General features: G+C 45.6%; 13 protein-coding genes. 8 read left to right on the top strand and 5 right to left on the bottom strand.

The window, feature by feature from the left end; genetic code table 11:
- Nucleotides 1-72 precede the first annotated feature (72 nt).
- Complete coding sequence (locus BCT49_RS22125) at nt 73-1,671, bottom strand: isocitrate lyase (protein WP_102438203.1); 1,599 nt, start codon at nt 1,669-1,671, stop codon at nt 73-75.
- Between the two features lie 141 nt (nt 1,672-1,812).
- Here BCT49_RS22125 and BCT49_RS22120 point away from each other — a divergent pair, with 141 nt between their 5' ends.
- Together BCT49_RS22120 and BCT49_RS22115 are read left to right on the top strand one after the other, a co-directional pair.
- Complete coding sequence (locus BCT49_RS22120) at nt 1,813-2,766, top strand: LysR family transcriptional regulator (protein WP_009845781.1); 954 nt, start codon at nt 1,813-1,815, stop codon at nt 2,764-2,766.
- A 155-nt stretch (nt 2,767-2,921) separates the two neighbouring features.
- Nucleotides 2,922-5,108: a malate synthase G gene (locus BCT49_RS22115; RefSeq protein ID WP_102438201.1), complete on the top strand. Its 2,187-nt coding sequence runs from the start codon at nt 2,922-2,924 to the stop codon at nt 5,106-5,108.
- Nucleotides 5,109-5,302: 194 nt separating this feature from the next.
- Here the strand turns inward: BCT49_RS22115 and BCT49_RS22110 are convergent, their stop codons facing one another.
- Entirely contained in the window at nt 5,303-6,730 is a 1,428-nt protein-coding gene (locus BCT49_RS22110) for an NAD-dependent succinate-semialdehyde dehydrogenase (RefSeq protein WP_102438199.1), read from the bottom strand.
- A 147-nt stretch (nt 6,731-6,877) separates the two neighbouring features.
- Nucleotides 6,878-7,660 (bottom strand): IclR family transcriptional regulator, encoded by a 783-nt coding sequence (locus BCT49_RS22105; RefSeq protein WP_016790487.1) that lies wholly within the window; start codon nt 7,658-7,660, stop codon nt 6,878-6,880.
- Nucleotides 7,661-7,814: 154 nt separating this feature from the next.
- Between BCT49_RS22105 and pta the strand changes: the two genes are divergently transcribed.
- On the top strand, nt 7,815-8,888 hold the full coding sequence (gene pta, locus BCT49_RS22100; RefSeq protein ID WP_102438197.1) for a phosphate acetyltransferase: 1,074 nt from the start codon (nt 7,815-7,817) through the stop codon (nt 8,886-8,888).
- A 78-nt stretch (nt 8,889-8,966) separates the two neighbouring features.
- Nucleotides 8,967-9,734 carry a sulfite exporter TauE/SafE family protein gene (locus BCT49_RS22095; protein WP_102438195.1) on the top strand — a complete coding sequence of 256 codons (768 nt, stop codon included), beginning with the start codon at nt 8,967-8,969 and terminating at the stop codon, nt 9,732-9,734.
- Between the two features lie 51 nt (nt 9,735-9,785).
- Here the strand turns inward: BCT49_RS22095 and BCT49_RS22090 are convergent, their stop codons facing one another.
- Both BCT49_RS22090 and BCT49_RS22085 read right to left on the bottom strand, forming a co-directional pair.
- Nucleotides 9,786-11,507, bottom strand: a complete 1,722-nt coding sequence (locus BCT49_RS22090) for a cobaltochelatase CobT-related protein (protein ID WP_102438193.1) — start codon at nt 11,505-11,507, stop codon at nt 9,786-9,788.
- A 3-nt stretch (nt 11,508-11,510) separates the two neighbouring features.
- On the bottom strand, nt 11,511-12,494 hold the full coding sequence (locus BCT49_RS22085; RefSeq protein WP_198595892.1) for an AAA family ATPase: 984 nt from the start codon (nt 12,492-12,494) through the stop codon (nt 11,511-11,513).
- A 262-nt stretch (nt 12,495-12,756) separates the two neighbouring features.
- On the opposite strand from BCT49_RS22085, the gene xsc reads away from it, so the two are divergent.
- The 4 genes from xsc (at nt 12,757) to BCT49_RS22065 (ending at nt 17,962) form a co-directional block, all read left to right on the top strand.
- Entirely contained in the window at nt 12,757-14,568 is a 1,812-nt protein-coding gene (xsc, locus tag BCT49_RS22080; protein WP_004731917.1) for a sulfoacetaldehyde acetyltransferase, read from the top strand.
- A gap of 360 nt (nt 14,569-14,928) precedes the next feature.
- Nucleotides 14,929-15,744: an FRG domain-containing protein gene (locus BCT49_RS22075; protein WP_102438191.1), complete on the top strand. Its 816-nt coding sequence runs from the start codon at nt 14,929-14,931 to the stop codon at nt 15,742-15,744.
- 265 nt (nt 15,745-16,009) lie between these two features.
- Nucleotides 16,010-16,447 carry a nuclear transport factor 2 family protein gene (locus BCT49_RS22070; protein WP_102313822.1) on the top strand — a complete coding sequence of 146 codons (438 nt, stop codon included), beginning with the start codon at nt 16,010-16,012 and terminating at the stop codon, nt 16,445-16,447.
- Nucleotides 16,448-16,495: 48 nt separating this feature from the next.
- Nucleotides 16,496-17,962: an NAD(P)/FAD-dependent oxidoreductase gene (locus tag BCT49_RS22065; RefSeq protein WP_102438189.1), complete on the top strand. Its 1,467-nt coding sequence runs from the start codon at nt 16,496-16,498 to the stop codon at nt 17,960-17,962.
- The last annotated feature ends 190 nt before the right edge of the window (nt 17,963-18,152 follow it).

The following is an 18,152-nucleotide window of genomic DNA, read 5'->3' as shown; positions in this document are numbered from 1 at the left end:
AACCTCCTCCCTCCCAGCACCTAACAGGGAAAAGGGAAGGGGAGATTCTAGAGGGGGAAACGCTGTTAACGATTAATCAAATTGATTAGACGTATTCGCTTCACCCGCTGCTTTTAGTGCATTTTCACCAGCAAAGTACTCTTTGTGGTCATCACCCATGTCTGAACCAGACATGTTTTGGTGTTTAACACATGCAATACCTTGGCGGATCTCTTTACGTTGAACATTAGCAACGTAGCCCAACATGCCTTGGTCACCGAAGTATTCTTTTGCAAGGTTGTCGGTAGACAGTGCTGCTGTGTGGTAAGTCGGCAGAGTAATCAAGTGGTGGAAGATACCCGCTTCGCGAGATGCATCCGCTTGGAATGTACGAATCTTCTCGTCAGCGCTTGCAGACAGTTCAGTTTCATCGTATTCCGCACTCATTAGGCTTGCACGGTCGTATGCTGATACATCTTTACCTTCTGCTGCCAACGCATCGTATGCTTGTTGACGGAAGTTTAGCGTCCAGTTGAATGATGGAGAGTTGTTGTAAACCAGTTTCGCATTAGGGTGTACTTCGCGTACGCCGTCCATCATCTCTTTGATTTGACCGATGTGTGGTTTCTCAGTCTCAATCCAAAGAAGGTCAGCACCTGCGTTGATTGCTTCGATACAGTCAAATACACAGCGGTCTTCACCTGTACCTTCGCGGAATTGGTATAAGCCTGAAGGCAGACGCTTAGGACGAACTAGTTTACCGTCACGGTTGAAGCAAACATCACCTTCAGCCATATCTGCAACATCGATTTCTTCAACATCTAGGTATGAGTTGTAGATATCACCTTGGTCGCCAGGTTCTTTCACTACTGCGATTTCTTTTGTTAGACCAGCACCTTGTGAATCGGTACGAGCAACAATAACGCCGTTGTCGATGCCTAGTTCAAGGAAAGCGTAACGAAGTGCGCGAAGTTTTGCGTGGAAATCAGCGTGAGGAACCGTCACTTTGCCGTCTTGGTGACCACATTGCTTCTCATCGGCTACTTGGTTTTCGATTTGTAGACAACATGCACCCGCTTCAATCATCTGCTTAGCCATTAGGTAAGTCGCTTCTGCGTTACCGAAACCTGCATCGATATCGGCAATGATTGGTACTACGTGTGTTACGTGATTGTCGATTTTGTCTTGGATAAGGTCTTGTTGATTAACATCACCCGCTTCACGTGCCGCATCTAGTTGACGGAATAGGCCACCTAGTTCACGAGCATCCGCTTGGCGTAGGAAGGTGTATAGCTCTTCCACTAGGCCAGCAACTGACGTTTTCTCATGCATAGATTGGTCTGGAAGTGGACCGAAGTCAGAGCGAAGTGCTGCAACCATCCAACCTGAAAGGTATAGGTAACGACGGTCTGTCTTGCCATCAAAGTGCTTCTTAATAGAAATCAGCTTTTGTTGGCCGATGAAACCATGCCAGCAACCCAGTGACTGAGTGTATTGAGAGCTGTCTTCGTCGTAAGCCGCCATGTCTGCACGCATGATATCTGCCGTGTATTGCGCAATATCCAGACCTGTTTTGAATTTGTTTTGAGCTCGCATACGAGCTGCAGATTCAGGGTTGATTGCATCCCATGGAGCACCAGCAGCGCTTTTTGCAACTTCAATCTTTTCGATATCTTGTGTAATTTGCGACATAACTATTCCTTAGTTTCACGTGGACATGTTGGCCAATTTGGCGAGGTCATTCGATTTGGATTAAATCTAACCATGGACAAAGAATAACCATGTATGTGATAATTTTGTTAATTTATAGTTATTATATTCGGTATTTTTCTTATGAATATTGCTCGTATAGACCTTAATTTACTTGTGTATTTAGACATGTTGCTACGTGAAAGAAACGTTACACGAGCAGCAAATCAATTAGGAATAACTCAGCCCGCCATGAGTAATGGCCTGCGTCGATTGCGTGATCTGTTTGAAGATCCGCTATTGGTGAGAACCAGTGAAGGGATGATACCGACCGAGCGAGCACATAAACTGCAGCCACTGATTCGAAACATCTTGGCGAATGTAGAAAAGACATTGCAGCCGACCACGGAGTTTAATGCTGAAGACAGCGAGCGTGTGTTTCGTATCATGGCGAGCGACTATGCTGAGTCGACCATTATTCAGCCGTTATTGAAAAAGTTGAGCGAGATAGCACCGAAAATACGCCTGGATATCATGACGCCAAGTGACGTGAGTTATCAGGATGTGGAGCAAGGCACTGTTGATATTATTATTAACCGATTTGACGACATTCCACAGTCGTTCCACCAAATGAGCCTTTGGCACGACGGGTTCTCTTGCTTATTTAGTTGTGATAACCCGATAGCCGATAACTTCGATATTTTGTCTTATTTAAAGGCGCAACATATCTGGGTAAGTAAGACGGGTATGGGGACCGGTGTTGGGATCAACCCAAGCGAAGCACAAAAGCTCGGGTGGATTGATGAAGCACTAATGCGCATTGGTAAAACACGTAATATCACGGTGTTCACACGACACTATTTGTCGGCGATTCTTTTCGCTCAACAGAAGAACCTGATCCTGACCATCCCAACCAAAGCCGCGCAATTACAGCGCAATAACCCTAGGTTGTTAATCAAACCTGCGCCATTCGCTATTGAACCCTTTGAGGTGAAAATGGCGTGGAGTCCATTATTACAAACCAATCCTGACCATCAGTGGATGCGTCGATTGATTAAAAGTGTCGCCAATGAAATAGAGAGTGGCGTGACGGAATAACACAGTTTGTAGGGTATTTTTTGTATGAATATCCAGTATAACTGGCATAAATTAGCTAAATTTACGCCCGTTAAGTAAGTTTAAACTAGTTATTTAAATTTAAGTCAGTTAAGTAAATATATTGAGTAGTCATCAGTTAGCTTGAGAGAGATTTTATGAGCAGTCGTATTCAACAGGGAAGCTTGAACATTGATAGCACCCTCTACCAATTAATTAATGATCAGGTCATTCCTGGAACAGGCATTGTCGCTGAAGACTTTTGGCAATCATTTGCAACCATCCTTGAAGATTTGGCTCCAAAGAACCGCGCATTGCTTATTAAGCGCGACGATCTTCAACATCAAATTGACGTTTGGCACCAAGAGCGTGCTGGACAAACGCTAGATGCGGCCGAGTACAAACAATTCTTACAACAGATTGGCTACTTAGTCCCTGAGGGTGAAGACTTTCAAGTAACCACCGCAAGCGTTGAGCCTGAAATTGCAACACAAGCGGGCCCGCAGCTTGTTGTACCTATTATGAATGCACGTTTTGCACTTAACGCGGCTAATGCGCGTTGGGGCAGTTTATACGATGCGCTCTACGGAACCGATGTCATCAGCGAAAGTGATGGTGCAGAAAAAGGTGGCAGCTTTAACCCTGTTCGTGGCGCTAAAGTAGTGAGCTACGCTCGAGGTTTCCTTGATGACGCGGCACCTCTCAACGGTGTCTCCCACAAAGACGTAACCAAATACAGCATCAGCAACGTCAGCATTGGCAATACACTGACAGCGACCTTAGATAACGGCGAAGAAGTCACTCTCATTGATCGCAACCAGTTCATTGGTTACCAAGGTGATGCAAGTGCGCCTTCAAGCATTTTGCTTAAGCACAATAATCTACATATCGAAATTCAAATTGACCCGAGCGCACCAATTGGCAGCGTTGATGTGGCTGGTATTAAAGATGTGCTGGTGGAATCGGCTCTCACCACCATTATGGATTGCGAAGACTCAGTAGCTGCGGTCGATGGTGAAGACAAAGCATTGGCTTACCGTAACTGGTTAGGCTTAATGAAAGGTGACTTACAAGAGTCGCTAGAGAAAAACGGCAAAATCATCGTTCGTAACCTCAATCCAGATCGCCAATACACCAGTGTGACGGGTGGCGAGATCTCGCTGAAAGGTCGCAGCATGTTGTTCATCCGCAACGTGGGTCACCTCATGACCAACCCTGCCATTATTGATGCTCAAGGCAATGAAGTGCCTGAAGGTATTATGGATGGCATGATCACTTCGCTAATCGCGATGCATGATTTAAAAGGCAACAGCGCGTACCAAAACTCGACCGCGAACAGCATCAATATTGTAAAACCTAAGATGCATGGTCCTGAAGAAGTCGCCTTCACCAATGAACTGTTTGGTCGCATTGAAGATGCATTAGGCTTAGACCGATTCACGATCAAAGTCGGCATCATGGACGAAGAGCGTCGTACTTCAGTCAACCTTAAAGAATGTATCCGCGCGGCTAAAGACCGTGTCGTGTTTATCAACACCGGTTTCTTAGACCGAACCGGTGATGAAATTCACACCAGCATGGAAGCAGGACCATTTGCTCCGAAAACACAGCTGAAAACCATGACTTGGATTGGCGCTTACGAAGATCAAAACGTTGATCTTGGTTTGGCTTGTGGCTTGCAAGGTAAAGCCCAGATAGGTAAAGGTATGTGGCCAGAGCCGGACAACATGGCCAAGATGATGGACGCGAAAATCGGACATCCTCAAGCGGGCGCAAATACTGCTTGGGTTCCTTCTCCAACTGCCGCGACTTTGCATGCTCTTCATTATCACAAGGTGAGTGTACCAAGCCGTCAGAAAGAGCTTCGCGAGCGTGTGAGAGCGAACGTTGACGATATTCTGACTATCCCACTACTAGGCAATCAAAAGCTGATTGCGAAAGATATCCAAAATGAATTGGACAACAATACTCAAGGTATTCTTGGCTACGTAGTTCGTTGGATTGACCAAGGAGTCGGTTGTTCAAAAGTGCCAGATATTAACGATGTAGGCTTAATGGAAGACCGCGCGACATTGCGTATTTCGAGCCAACACATCGCTAACTGGTTACGCCATGGCATTTGCGATGAAGCCCAAGTAATGAAAACCATGAAACGTATGGCGGCAGTGGTTGATGGACAGAATGCAGGTGATTCTAGCTACCGTAATATGGCGCCAGATTTTGAAAACAGCATCGCTTTTTCAGCGGCTTGCCAGCTGGTATTTGAAGGCTGTGTTCAGCCAAGTGGTTACACCGAGCCTGTGTTGCATGCGATGCGACTGAAGCTGAAAGGAACCGCACAATAAATAATAAAAAAAGAAGTACCCCTATTTGAACCGAGCCCAAGGTGCCGCGCTAATTTAGCGCGGCTTTTTTTTGGCTTTTTTGGGTGTGTGGGCGAAGCTCAGAAGAAAGGTGTTAGTTGGGATATTCGATGTTTAAGCTTGCTGATGTTTAAGAGTCAGGCTTAGTTACGACCAAGCCTAACTATTTCCGAGACCTAGTTACTACCAAAGCACAGGTACTTGATATCCATGTACTCATCGATGCCTTCTTTAGCGCCTTCACGGCCAATACCTGACTGCTTAACCCCACCAAAAGGTGCAACCTCAGTTGAGATCATGCCGTCATTAATGCCAACCATGCCGTATTCAAGTGCTTCTGCGACCTGCCATACGCGGTGGATATTTTGGCTGTAGAAGTAAGACGCCAAACCATAAATGGTGTCGTTCGCCATCTCGATGAGTTCTTCATCAGTCTCAAATTTCATCACAGGCGCGACTGGGCCAAAGATTTCCTGTTGAACGATGTCCATGCTGTGTTTCGCATCTTTAAGAACCACAGGCTGAATGAACAAGCCATTAAGCGCTTGAGTTGGGGTGACAGGCTGCGCACCTTGTTCAATCGCTCGGTCAATCAAACCTTGAATGTTCTGTTTCGCTCTTTCACTGATAACAGGGCCAATAGTGACACCTTCATCTAAGCCGTTGCCAATTTTGAGCTGCTGAACGGCTTGGTCGAATTTTGCTACAAACTCGTCATGCACCTTGCTATGAACGTAGAAACGGTTCGCACAAACACAGGTTTGGCCTGCATTACGGAATTTTGAAGCCATTGCGCCTTGAACGGCAGCGTCGATATCCGCATCGTCAAACACGATAAACGGTGCGTTGCCACCCAGTTCCATTGAAGTGCGCTTAATGCCTTTTGCAGCTTGAGCCATCAAGATACTACCGACTCGAGTCGAACCAGTAAAAGAGATCTTTTTGATCAGTGGGTGTGATGTGAAAAGCTCACCGATCTGTTCTGGGCTATCACCTAGCACCACTTGAAGTAGATCTTTAGGAATGCCCGCTTGATAAGCCAGTTCAACCACAGCAAATGCAGAAAGCGGCGTCTCGTCTGAGGGCTTCACTATAAAACTACAGCCAGCAGCAAGGGCTGGAGCGGCCTTACGAGTGATCATCGCAATCGGAAAGTTCCATGGCGTAATCGCACACGCGACTCCAATCGGCTGCTTGATGGTCACTAAGCGTTTGCCAGCGACTGTGCTAGGAATGGAGTCACCATAGGTGCGCTTGGCTTCTTCTGCAAACCATTCAATAAAGCTCGCACCATACACCACTTCGCCCGTTGCTTCTGCTAACGGCTTACCTTGTTCAATGGTCATTAGGCGAGCAAGATCCTCCTTGTTTTCAAGGATCAGTTGATGCCAACCACTTAGCAATGCAGCACGGGATTTCGCGGGAATTTTTGCCCACTCTTTCTGCGCAACATGAGCGCGCTCGATAGCGCTCTCTAACTCCGCCTCGGATGAGATTGGCGCATGCCCAATAAGCTCACCCGTTGCTGGGTTTGTGACTGCAACTGCGTTGTTCGCTTCTGTCACCATAAAAGAGAGTAAGTGCTGGTTCTTAATGTTTAGCATCGTGATTCCTTTGTTGTGATTACTTTAGACGTGTTGCTTATGTGCGGGTTGGCGAGTGTTCAAATGACTTCGACCAAATGTTCATTGGTCGAAGGGCATGGATGTTAATTCTCTAATCTTGGCTATTCTCTGAGATAAATCTTCTCACTAGCCCCAGTTATCAGACTCTATCTTCGCGAGCGCTTTGGCTGCTTTTTGAAGAGCTGGCAGAAACTTGATCGCTTCGTCTGGTTTTACTCGAATCACTGGTGCTTGTATTGCTAAGCCAAGATTGGATTGGCCAGTAGAAGACGGTATCAATACGGCGATACAGACTAGCCCTGGTAAGAACTCTTCATCATCAATCGCAAAACCTTGGATCTTCGCTTCTTCGATGTCTTTCTCTAATGTCGAATAGTCGGTAATGGTTTTCACTGTGTATTGAGTGAGTGGCACACTTTCGATCAGTCTTCTGCGTTGTGATTTCGACATGTGTGCCAAAAACAGTTTGCCTGTGGCTGAGCAATGCACGGGTACGCGAGAGCCGGGCTGTAGATGGAAGCGCAGCGGGGCTTCGGTTTCTGCGCGATCAAGATAGATGATTTCACCGCTCGACAGTGCCGTTAGGTTGCAGCTTTCGCCGACTTCTGCTCGAAGGTTTTCAAGAATAGTGCGTCGTGCACTGTGCATGGTGCTATTGAACAGCAGATTTTCAGCAAGCTTTCTGAGTCGAATACCAGAGCTGTAATGCTTTTCGTCACCATCTCTTTGAATGATGCCCGCGGCTTCCAATTGTTGCAGCATGCGGTGCAGAGTGGGTTTCGGTAGTCCGGTTTCTTCGACGAGCCCTTGAAGAGAAATAAACTCATCTTTTTGCGCTATCACCTCTAATAGTGCAAAAAGTCGGAGCGTGGGCGTATCTCCTTGAACTTGTGGTGTTTCTGTTTGCATACAGTGATTCATCCTTGCGATATGTCTATGTATAAGAGTGTACATAGCAAATTAAAAATCTTCAATTATCTGAATAAAATTTGACCTTTTTTATTATTTCAATAATATAAATATAAATTATGGAACAATTAATCTCAATAAATGGAATTTTAAAATGAAGGCGATTGAACGGATTATTGATAAGGCTCACCTAGATCGTAAGCGAGTGGTTTTGAGCGAAGCAGAAGACCCTCGTGTACTCAAAGCGGCGCGATTGGCGATAGATAAACAGCTCGCTTACATCACGCTGGTCGGTGATGAAAAGGCGATTATCGAAGCAGCGCAGTTGAACCACATTAATCTCGCCGGCATTCACATTGTTTCACCTGAGGCATCCGCACTTAAAGAAGTGTTAGCCGAGCGGCTTCATCAGTTAAGGAAAGCCAAAGGCATGTCGTACGACGATGCTTTAGAAATGGTCAAAGACCCGCTTGTTTTTGCCAACTTGATGGTAAGGGAAGGGTTAGTAGATGGCACCGTGAATGGTGCGGTTTACACTACGTCTGATGTAGTACGAGCGGCGCTGCAGATTATTGGGCCAGCACCAGACAGTGAATTAGTATCCAGCTTCTTTCTGATGATGTTGTGTGAGCCTTTCCATAACCTTAAAGGTGGCATGATTTTCAGTGATTGTGGTTTGGTGATTAACCCCAATGAAACCGAGCTGGCCTCCATTGCAGTAGCCGCCTCAAACAGTGCTCAAACGCTGCTGATGGAAGAACCTAAAGTCGCAATGTTGTCATTTTCTACCAACGGCAGCGCTAAACACGAATCGGTCGATAAGGTTCGTAATGCCGCTCAGTTAGTGAAGCAACGCTGTCCCGGAATCGCCGTCGATCAGGACGTTCAACTCGATGCCGCGATTGTGACTGAAATTGCCGCAAAAAAGCTGCCCGATTCCGAAGTGAAAGGCCAATCGAATGTGTTGATATTCCCTAACTTAGAAGCGGGGAACATAGGCTACAAACTCGCAGAAAGGCTAGGTGGCGCGGTGGCGATTGGCCCGTTACTGCAAGGATTGAATCAGCCAGCCAATGACTTATCCAGAGGGTGTAGCGCAGAGGATATCTTTAATGTAATTGCGGTGACTGCCGTACAAGCTCAGCAAGGGAAAGTGTCTAGCTCTATGGCTGATACTGAAGCTAATGTTGAAGAAAAAGAAGAGTCGGCATTTGAGTTCCGGTATTAACATCTCACTCTAGTATCTAGTACTCAAATTCGCACTCACATTCAAATCAAACCCAAAACAACCTAATTAGGATAGCTAATGGAGTTACCTGTTTTACTCGCCATTCTTGCCACCATCGCGGTAGGTACTTATTTCCAAACCGTCACGGGTTTTGGGCTTGGTATCATCGTGATTGGTTTGACGGTCAGCCTTAATCTGGTTTCTTTACCCGTCATAGCCGCTGTGGTCAGTATTGTGACCTTGTTCAATTGCTTGGTTGCGTTGATGGGTAAGCCACTGCTTGGTGAACTCAAGATACTGGTGGTGTTAGTGATCGGTATTATCCCCGGCGTATCGATGGGGGTGTTCTTGCTGGATGAGTTGAGCGATTCGGCAACGCATATTCTCCGAGGACTATTGGGTGCGATGGTGTTGTTCGCCGGTGTGAGTTTTATGTTCAAACCTAAAACCAGAAAGGATCGCTCGGCAACCGTATCGTTTTTGTTGTCTGGTTTTAGCTCTGGGTTAGCGGGAGGGTTGTTTGGGATGGCAGGTCCACCGATTGTTTATCATCTCTATCGACAACCTTTTACGCTTGATCTGGTGCGAAGCACACTGCTGATGGTTTTCGCTTGTACGTCGATGTCCCGTACTGTCAATGTCTACGCTGCAGGCGACATGGAACCGAGCATATTGTGGTTATCTGCGATCGCTGTCCCTTTGGTGGCGCTTGTCACTATGTTTGCTCGGCGCTTCCCACCGCCGTTGTCCAATGATCAACTCAGAAAGCTGGTGTTTATTGTGCTGATGTTGATTGGTGGGTATTTGATGGCTGTCTCTGCATGGTCGTTGTTTGGCTCTTCGTAAAACCATTCTCGACAAAGGAGGCTAGTGATTCGCTAGCCTAAGCTTCCCTGTTTAAACACGCTTTAGCATCTCGAAGATGTTCCTAGATAACCCAAACAAGCAGCTCTCCTGCACATCTAAAGTGATGTTACTGCGGTAGTATGGGCTCAAATCGACACCCATCCCCACACCATGAATTTCGATACCGTTTTTGGTTGATTCACGCTCAATGACTTGTTTGAGATGGTTATCCAAATAGAACTGATCGTTGGCGGTGCTGGTGGCGGTATCCATCGGACAGCCGTCTGAGAACACGATTAAAACCTTTCTCTGTGCATTGTGCTGTTGCAACCGCTGGCTAGCGAACTGCACCGCTTCGCCATCAATCCCTTCTTTAAAGATGTCTGCTTTCCGAAGGCTGGCAATGCCAAGGCGAGAGCGTCTCCAATGGGTATCAAAATCCTTAAACACAATATGTCGAACTTCGTTTAAGCGGCCTGGGTGTTTTGGTTGACCTTGCTTGAGCCACTGTCGATAAACTTTGCCACCGTTCCAGTTATTGGTGGTGAAGCCAATAATCTCAAAAGGAATGTTGGCCAGCCCAACGGATTTGAGAATCGTATCCATCAACAAACTTAACTTGTGACTGTGCTTTTGCATTGAACCTGAGCAGTCCATCAAAAACGTGATGGCACATTGATGAGATGCGCCGATGTCAGGTTGATAAAAGACAGTGCGATCCAATGGCGAAGTGATGAGCTTAGTGATGGTAGTGGCGTTAACAATGCCTTCTTCTAAATGGTCCTGACGTCGGTTCCTTTGTGGCGTGGCGACAAAGCTGGTGAGCATAGCGGCTAAACGGCGAATGTTTACTTGTCTCGCCATGATGTCATCGGTGAGTTTCTGTCTCAGTTCGAGTAATAGGGCGCGCCTGACGAGCTTATCTGCTGAGACTACTTGGTCAAATTCTGAATTAAAGACCTGATAATTCGCGCCCGAAAGCTCGAATACCTTACTACTGCCCGTGATGTCAGTATCGACATCTTCATCTTGAATGTCGCCATCAACAATCAATGCAAGCTGCGCGAGGACTTTAATGTCTTCTTCGACCGTTGGCGTGGGCGAGTTATCACTCTCTTGTTCTTGGATGATTAACTCTTGTGCAAGGGCTGCAAGCTCATTGGCGCAATGTGCAAACTGTTCTTGGTCGGCTCGATGTTCCTTCAAACGTTTTAGGCTGTGTCCAAAAATAGGCACGATGCCGGCGCGAGTCGATTCAATGGTTTCAGCAATCGGTTCCGAAACGGGAACACCAGTTAAGCGGGTGTGGATGACATGCATCAGAGTAAACAACAACATGCCGATTCGTGATTCGGTGAAGCCATTCTGATGATATTGGTCGCTCCAATACGCAAAGTTGAACTGAATACTTGTGGTTACACCTTTTAGATAAGATGGAACTTGCGATTCAATTCGTACCTGTTCGCAGAAATCATATAACAGACGTTCGACTTCGTTTTTCGGTCGCAATGAGTAATGAAGATCTGCATCTGAAAGCAAGAGTCGCAGTGCCGATGAATCGATCTTGCCTTGCATTGAAAGCTTGCTGTTTTTCAACTCGTGGCGAGAAACAAAGGTGAGATCGTTAGTATGCGCAGACTGATAATAACAGGGGCTATTGCCTTTATAGAGACGCTCTCCCCGATAATTCAGACTCAACTCACCGCTGATCGCTCTGGCGACAGACACGCCAAGATCGAGGATCTTTTTCTGCTGAGAAGAAACATTGGCCATGGTTTACGACTCCGAGTGTGAATAGTTTTGAGTATGCGTTTCTAAATCTTCACCAAAGCAACGGAAATAGTATTCGCTAACCAGTTCTTTCTCTTCGTCTTCACAGCGATTCAAGAATGACAGTCTAAATGCTGTCGCTACATCGTCGAATATTTGGATGTTTTCAGCCCAAGTGAGCACCGTTCGTGGAGACATCACCGTAGAAAGGTCGCCAGCCCGAAACCCGTTACGCGTTAATCCTGCGGTCGCGATCATTTTCTCGACCAGTTGTCGGCCGCTTTCATTATTCAGCTTTGGAAGCTTGGATAACACGATCTTAGTTTCATGTTGTGGATCTAAATAGTTGAGCGTAGCGATGATGTTCCATCTATCTAACTGACTGTGGTTAAGCACTTGAGTGCCAGAATACAAACCGGAGAAGTTACCCAAGCCAAGCGTGTTGCAGGTAGCAAACAGGCGGAAAGAAGGGTGAGGCGTGATCACTCGGTTTTGTTCTAAAGAGGTGTATTTGCCGTCTTGTTCTAACAGTTGTTGAATCACAAACATCACATCTGGTCGTCCTGCATCGTACTCGTCTAAGACCAGTGCGATGGGTTGTTGAATGCTTTGAGGAAGAATGCCTTCTTTAAACTCTGTTACCTGCATTCCGTCTTTAATGACGATGCTGTCTTTACCTATGAAATCCAAGCGACTTAAGTGCCCGTCTAGGTTGATCCTCAAGCATGGCCAGTTCAATCTCGCGGCGATTTGTTCAATGTGAGAAGACTTGCCCGTCCCGTGTGTACCTTGTATCAGCGTGCGTCGATTAGAGGTGAAACCCGCCAATATCGCTAGCGTTACTTCAGGGTCAAAACAGTAGTTAGGATCGACTTTAGGAACGTATTCGCCCGCATGTTCAAATGCCATTACGGTTAGGTTGCTGTCGATCCCAAAGCGTTCTCTCACACTTACCGGTTGCGTTGGTATCAATTCCGCCTCTTTCATCATATTTCCCTCTATATAGCTCATCACTTGTCGCTGCTATCGCGATATGTCATCGATTATTAACAGCTCCTCTTAAGTTAATGGCACTTTTTGTACGAAAAACTACCAATAATGTGATCCAGTTTTATTAATTAGAATGAATTGTTCCAATTTAATATAAAAAGTTGACGTGCAAAAATTCTACTACTAAGGTGAAATTGAATTCGAAAAAGAGACAATTCATTCCGAAAAATGAAATTTTGGTTAACTCAAGGAGAATGGAAGAATGAGCGAGCAAGAAAAACGTACGGTTGTTTCCGGCACAGTAACAATGACACCATCAGAAGCGTTCGTTGAAACTATGGTTGCTAATGATGTTACCGATATGTTCGGCATCATGGGGTCAGCATTTATGGACGCAATGGATATCTTTGCTCCTGCTGGCATTCGATTGGTCCCAGTGGTTCACGAGCAAGGTGCTGCTCACATGGCAGATGGTTACTCTCGTGTATCTGGTCGTCATGGTGTAGTTATCGGGCAAAATGGCCCAGGTATTAGTAACTGTGTGACTGCGATTGCTGCGGCGTTCTGGGCACATAGCCCGGTCGTCATTGTGACGCCAGAGACAGGTACAAAAACAATGGGCTTAGGTGGTTTCCAAGAGTGTAACCAGCTTCCAATGTTCCAAGAGTTTACTAAGTATCAAGGACACGTAACGCACCCAGACCGTATGGCGGAATACACAGGCCGATGCTTCGACCGTGCGATGAGCGAAATGGGTCCGACTCAGCTGAATATTCCACGTGACTACTTCTACGGTGAAACTCAAACCGAGATCCCTAAGCCAGCGCGTTTAGACCGTGGTCCAGGTGGCGAGAAATCTCTGAATGAAGCAGCAGACCTAATTGCTGAAGCGAAATTCCCAGTCATCATTTCTGGTGGCGGTGTGGTAATGGCAGATGCAGTTCAAGAGTGTGCAGCATTAGCAGAAAGACTAGGTGCACCTGTAGTGAACAGCTACCTGCACAATGACTCTTTCCCTGCGAGCCACCCATTATGGTGTGGCCCTCTAGGTTACCAAGGTTCGAAAGCAGCAATGAAGTTGATGGCTCAAGCAGATGTGGTTATTGCTTTGGGTACACGTCTCGGTCCATTTGGTACTTTGCCTCAACATGGCATGGACTACTGGCCGAAGAACGCGAAAATCATTCAGATTGACGCAGACAACAAGATGCTAGGTTTGGTTAAGAAGATCTCTGTTGGTATCTGTGGTGATGCGAAAGCAGCTGCGGTTGCTCTATCTGAAAGATTGGAAGGCCGCGCACTGTTGTGTGATGACAACAAAGGCGCTCGTCAGGATACAGTCGCAACAGAGAAAGCACTTTGGGAAAAAGAGCTTGATGAGTGGACACACGAACGTGATTCTTTCAGCTTAGATATGATTGAGGAAAACTCGCACGAGACTCCGTTCTCTGGTGGTGAATACCTACACCCACGCCAAGTTCTACGTGAGCTCGAAAAAGCGATGCCTGAAGACGTAATGGTCTCGACGGATATCGGTAACATCAACTCAGTGGCAAACAGCTACTTACGCTTTGAAAAACCACGTAGCTTCTTTGCTGCAATGAGTTTCGGTAACTGTGGTTACGCGTTCCCGACCATCATTGGTGCAAAAGCAGCGGCACCTCATCGTCCAGCTATTTCATATGCAGGCGACGGTGCGTGGGGCATGAGCTTGATGGAAACCATGACATGTGTTCGCCATAACATTCCAGTGACAGCCGTGGTATTCCACAACCGTCAATGGGGTGCAGAGAAGAAGAACCAAGTCGACTTCTACAACCGACGCTTTGTTGCCGGTGAACTTGAAAACCAAAGCTTTGCAGAGATTGCACGAGCGATGGGCGCTGAAGGTATCACAGTTGATAAGCTAGAAGATGTAGGTCCAACCTTGCAAAAAGCCATCGACATGCAAATGAACGAAGGCAAAACAACCATCATTGAAATCATGTGTACTCAGGAATTGGGCGACCCGTTCCGCCGAGATGCACTATCAACACCGGTTCGTTTCTTAGATAAATACAAAGATTACGTATAAGTCATAGGAAGTTTGTCCGGCCAGCGCATCATCGAGAATATTATCGAGCGCATGGTCGGGCAATATTAACGGGTATTGGCAAGTGCTTAGGTGAAGAACGTAAACGTTTAGTTCAATAATCTCTAGTTAAACATTAGAACACTAATTAAATGACTCATAAGTATATAAGTGGTTTTAGATATATACACTTTGTCACTCGTTATTATTAATCGATCCATTAACTAATGGATCCACAAATAGTTCTTTGACGAAGATATATACCTATTATCATTTTGGGAAGTTATAGCTAACGATGTTAATTTTATAATCATAAGTGTTGATACTTGGATTGTACCGAATTTAAATTAAGTGACCTATTACATGCATGTTGTGAAAAATAAACGTTATATAAGTTCAATAGAAGAACTGTATGAAATAATCGATTCGCTAATTGCTGAGTGTAGTGGGCATCGTGGTTTGATTTATAACGTGTGTGATTATGAAAATAATAACCTGATGCCAAGCTTAGGTCGATCAAATCGAAAGAACATTCGCCGTGTCGAACAAGAGCTTCTATCGACTGTGAGAGTTTATGGCGGGCATTCGTTGAGTGCACACGAGATAAACGATTGGTTACTGATGTGTTTAGCAAAGAAACAGGGGTTTCCAACCCGTTTACTTGAATGGACAGATAACCTGATTAATGCGCTGTGGTCTGTATGTCGCAGCCAAAGTAAAGACTGTATCAATATTATCAAAGCTATTGATTATCATAAGGTTAGTGTTTTTAACTCACCATGTGACCTCAATAGAACTCAGATATTCAATGTGGCTGATTGTGATCAGCAAGAGCCACGAAAAGACAAGTGGTATTCCATTCACCCATTTAAGGAAGGTGGCAATGATGCCATTCAGCCTTTGTACGATGAGAAAGAATATTCAAACGGTCTAGTCTCCGTTCATATTCTTCCATCAGCGAAAGTAAATCTGATAAAGGAATTAATCTCCATGAATGTTTTAAATGAACCGACAGAATATATTGAAGAGAAACTGGCTGATTTGAAAAATGAAGCCCATGTAGATAGCAATCAAGCAATTAATAAAGGTGAGGGTAATATCGAATTACAAGTTAATACTCATGATCGCCAGCTTGAGCAGTATGGCCGAAAGTATCATCAAGATTTTGATTTCGACTAAAGTCTAATATTTCTCCTGATTTTATTTAGAGCTCATATAAATCTAGTGAGTTACAGGATAAATAAAATTAGAACACCAATTAATGTATAAAAAGATGAAATCTGTGAGCTTAAAGATTGTTTATAAAGTAACTCGAAGTTAGAGTGGCGAAGCTTGTTATCAAGTTGTTAAATTTTCACAGATCTAGTTTAAACACTCTAATAAAAAAGTGGCGCAAAGCTACTGAAATTTAAACCAATAACGAAAACATAAAGGATTCTGGAATATGAATATGCAAACCAATGCAGCGACGTTCGTGCTGGAAAACCAAGTCGACACCGCCTTTTTACAGTCTTTTAGTGATGCATGGAATAACCATGATATTGAAGCGCTAATGTCGTTTATGACCGAAGACTGTGTCTTCCACACCGTGGCAGGAGAAGGCGAACTTGGAAACACTATCGAAGGGTACGAAGCCGTTCGCAATAGCTTTGAATTGGTTTGGCAGAACTTTCCAGATGCAGCCTGGAGCGACCCTGTCCACTTTGTGTGTGGTGACCGCGCAGTGAGTGAATCAACGTTCTCTGCGACTAACCCTGATGGCACTGTCATCGAAGCTCGTATGGTTGATGTGTTTACCCTGAAAGATGGAAAAATCAGCGTAAAAAATGCCTTCCGTAAAACACGACCTCTTTTGACTCCCAGCAATACTCCCAAGAGCTAGACACGAAATCAAGATCAGTCCACGTGTTATGACTAGGAGAGTCGACTTATGAGTTTAGTAATGGAACAACCGGCAGCCGATGTGCCGCCAAAGGTGAAAAGCACCCAAGCAAAAGAAAGCACCCAAGCACAAGATAAATACGATCCAAAATACGATCCACTTAAAGACAAGAGCCCAGGTCACGGTAAGGAATACGCCCCGACTTATTGGGTAGATACCGCAGGCGCACCACCTGAAGATGATGGTCCAATTACATCGGATATGGATGTCGATGTGGCGATAATCGGTTCAGGCTACACAGGCCTAAGTACCGCGATACACCTTGCTGAAATGTACGGCATTAAAGCGACTGTGATTGAAGCTAACCGTATGAGTTGGGGCTGCAGTACCCGAAATGGTGGTCAGGCTCAGTGTGCGTCAGGACGTTTGAAGCGTTCTCAGTGGATTGAACGCTGGGGACTCGAAACCGCGCTAAAAATGCACCGCGAATGCGTCGATGGCATGAACACATTTAAGTCTCTAATCAAAGACATTGATTGTGACCCGCAGCCGGGTGGCCACTTATACGTTGCTCATCGTCCAAAAGTGATGGCAACACTCGAGAAAGAAGCCAAGTTGCTGCGTGACACGTTCGATTACGATGCGCAGATCTTAGATGCGGAAACCGTAAAACGTGATTACGTTGGTGATCAAGAAGCGGCAGGCGCAATGCATGAGCCAGAAGGTATTGGTATCCATGCAGGGAAACTGGCGTTTGGCTATCTAAGAAAGGCGAGAGCACTCGGCGTAAAAGTTCACCCAGCAAGCCCTGTGATGGGTTGGGAAACACGTAACGGTGTGCATTACCTGAAAACGCCAGGTGGTGTTGTAAAGGCTCGCTCTGTTGGTGTTTGTACCGGTGGGTATACCAGCCAAGGTTTGCATTCAGAGCTTAAAAATCGCCTATTACCAGTACTTTCTAACTCGATGGTGACGCGTCCGTTAACTCAAGACGAAATTGCTGCGTGTAACTTCAAAACCAATCAGGTGATTACTGATACCAGAATCCTGCGTCATTACTACCGTTTGTTACCCGATAACCGAGTGCAGATAGGTACACGCAGTGCTATCAGTGGCAAGAATGCACCTGAAAAGAAATACGAAGACATGTTGAGAGCGGATTTAACCCGAAAATTCCCTTCTCTCGATCAGATCAAAATTGATTATTCATGGTGGGGGTGGGTGGATGTTAGCCACGACATGATGCCAAGAATCTATCAGCCGAATCCAAAGCAATCCATATTCTACGCACTAGGGTATGGCGGCAATGGTGTGATGTACTCCGCTCAAGCAGGCAAGCGCCTTGCCCAGTGGATCGCAGGTGAAGGTCATAAGCTTGACTTGCCAATATTTGAATCAAAACTTCCGTTCCCTAACGTGAGGGAAGTGGTGGAATCTGAGATGTTTGCACCATTTCGAAGAGTAGGGCAACAGTTCCTTTATCAGTGGTATTCGTTAAAGGATGAAGTGCTTTAACTACTCGAACATTGTTTCCAAAATAGGGAAATAGAACTACGACCAGGAAAGTTGTACCAGGTCACCTTGTGAGCAAAGTACAGGCAGGACGTCTGTATGATATGAAAGGTTAAGACTATGAAATTTATTAAAAATAAAATTATTGCTGGCGTCACAATTGTAGCAACAGCGAGGCTTTGTTGCGTAATTC

This window comes from Vibrio lentus (genome assembly GCF_002875945.1).
Taxonomy (GTDB): domain Bacteria; phylum Pseudomonadota; class Gammaproteobacteria; order Enterobacterales; family Vibrionaceae; genus Vibrio; species Vibrio apostichopi.
The sequence above is the reverse complement of the archived record's forward strand: the minus strand, read 5'-3'. Positions and strand labels throughout refer to the sequence as shown.